Origin of the sequence: Pseudomonas sp. 2VD, from assembly GCF_005503585.1 — a bacterium.
Classification (GTDB): Bacteria; Pseudomonadota; Gammaproteobacteria; order Pseudomonadales; family Pseudomonadaceae; genus Pseudomonas; species Pseudomonas aeruginosa.
Genome location: NZ_SCND01000590.1, coordinates 1 through 2074, shown reverse-complemented (window position 1 = coordinate 2074; position 2074 = coordinate 1). Strand labels below are relative to the sequence as shown.

Here is a 2074-nt window from a genome sequence, read left to right as displayed (position 1 = left end):
GGTCTCGCGCCTGCGCCAGCGGATCGGCAGCAGCCGGCTGATCAGTCTGGCCGGCTTCACCCTGGCGCTGATCCTGCTGACCCTCGGCCTGGTGGACAACCTCTGGGTTCTGTTCCCGGTGCTGATCCTCGGTGGCGGCTGCTGGATCGGCGCCCTCGCCACCTACAACTCGGCGGTGCAGATCCTCGTCCCCGACTGGATCAAGGCGCGCGCCCTGGCGCTGTACCAGACCGCGCTGTACGGTGGCCTGGCGCTGGGTTCGTTCCTCTGGGGCCATCTCGCCGAGACCATGACCGTGCACGGTGCGCTGCTGGCCGCCGGCTGCCTGCTGCTGGCCTCGGTGATCCTCCTGTACAACTCGCGCCTGCCGGAAATGGACGCCGCCAGTATTTCCCGCGCGCCGGCGAGCATGCCCGGGCAGCCGAGCTTCGTCTTCAACACGCGGCGGGGCATGGTGCTGGTCTCCATCGAATACCGGATTCCCGCCGAGCGCACCCGCGACTTCGTTCGCGCCGCCCAGCCGCTGCGCCGCCTGCGCCTGCGCAACGGCGCGGAGCGCTGGTCGCTGTTCCGCGACGTGAGCAACCCGGAGGTCTGGCAGGAACTGTTCCTGGTGGACAACTGGATCCAGCACCTGCGCATGCTCGACCGCATGACCCTGGCCGACAAGATCGTCATCGACAACGTCACTGCCCTGCATGCCGGCGACGGTCCGCCGCAGATCCGCCATTGCGTGAGCTACGAGGCCAGCAGCTACGATACGCCGCTGGTGAAGAGCGCCACGCCGCCGGCCAACGACGAGGCGGGCGCGACGGCGGGGAGTTGAGAACGGGGCCTGGCAGTCCCCCGGGGCGGACAGCGCCAGCGGCGTTATCCGCCCTCCGAAGCGGTCAGTAGCGCGCGATCACTCCGCCGTCGGCTTCTTGCGCTTGAGCGGCGCCATGCCGTCGGCGCTGACCACCGCCGACGGCCCGGCCTTCGGCCGCGCGGCGGGCTTGCGCTTGGCCGCGGGCTTGGCGGCGGCGCCCTTCCTGTCCTGCTTTTTCTTCTTGCTGCCGGCGGCCTTGCCCGACGCCTTGAGTTTCTTCGGCCCCTGGTAGGCGGCCTTCAGTTCCTTGATGTTGCGTCGTTCGAAGTTCTGCTTGAGGTAGCGTTCGACGCTCGACATCAGGTTCCAGTCGCCATGGCAGATCAGCGAGATCGCCAGGCCCTCGGCGCCGGCGCGACCGGTGCGGCCGATGCGGTGCACGTACTCGTCGCCGCTGCGCGGCATGTCGAAGTTGATCACCAGGTCCAGGCCTTCGACGTCCAGGCCGCGTGCGGCGACGTCGGTGGCGACGAGGATCTTCACCGCGCCCTGCTTCAGGCGCTCGATGGCCAGCTTGCGGTCCTTCTGGTCCTTCTCGCCATGCAGGACGAAGACCTTGTGCTGGTTGGCGATCAGCCGCCCGGTCAGGCGATCGGCGGAGACCCGGGTATTGGTGAAGACGATGGCCTTGGTGTAGGTCTCGTTGCTCAGCAGCCATTGCAGCAACTGTTCCTTGTGCGCCACGTCGTCGGCGGTGATGACCTGCTGGCGGACGTTCTCGTTCAGCTCGCCGACCTGGTTCAGGCGCAGCACTTGCGGCTCGCGCAGCACCTCGGCGATCACCTTGTTCAACCCGGCGCCGCTGTGGGTGGCGGAGAACAGCAGGGTCTGGCGCTCGGCCGGGCAGGCGTTGGCCAGGGCCAGCACGTCGTCGGCGAAGCCCATGTCGAGCATGCGGTCGGCCTCGTCCAGCACCAGCACCTCGATGTCCTGCAACGGCAGGTTGCCGGCGTTGCGCTGCTCGAGCAGGCGGCCGGGGGTGCCGATGATGATCTCCGGGTTCTTGCGCAGGCGCGCGCCCTGCACCTTGAAGTCCTCGCCGCCAGTGATCAGGCAGGCCTTGATGAAGGTGAACTGGGCGAAGCGCTCGACTTCCTTGAGGGTCTGCTGGGCCAGCTCGCGGGTCGGCAGGAGGATCAGCGCGCGCGCCAGGGAGCGCGGCTTGTCCTCGGCCAGCAGGCGGTGCAGCAGCGGCAGCAGGAAGGC

The 2074-nt window shown here is 68.5% G+C and carries 2 protein-coding genes; one reads left to right on the top strand and one right to left on the bottom strand.

Going from position 1 to position 2074, the window contains the following annotated elements:
- Positions 1–826 (top strand): MFS transporter (locus tag FFS27_RS32115; protein WP_171019281.1); only part of this gene is annotated, 826 nt, incomplete at its 5' end.
- Between the two features lie 78 nt (positions 827–904).
- On the opposite strand, the gene FFS27_RS32110 is transcribed toward FFS27_RS32115, so the two are convergent.
- Positions 905–2074, bottom strand: a 1170-nt coding sequence (locus FFS27_RS32110; protein WP_137952519.1) for a DEAD/DEAH box helicase, incomplete at its 5' end; no start/stop codon positions are given.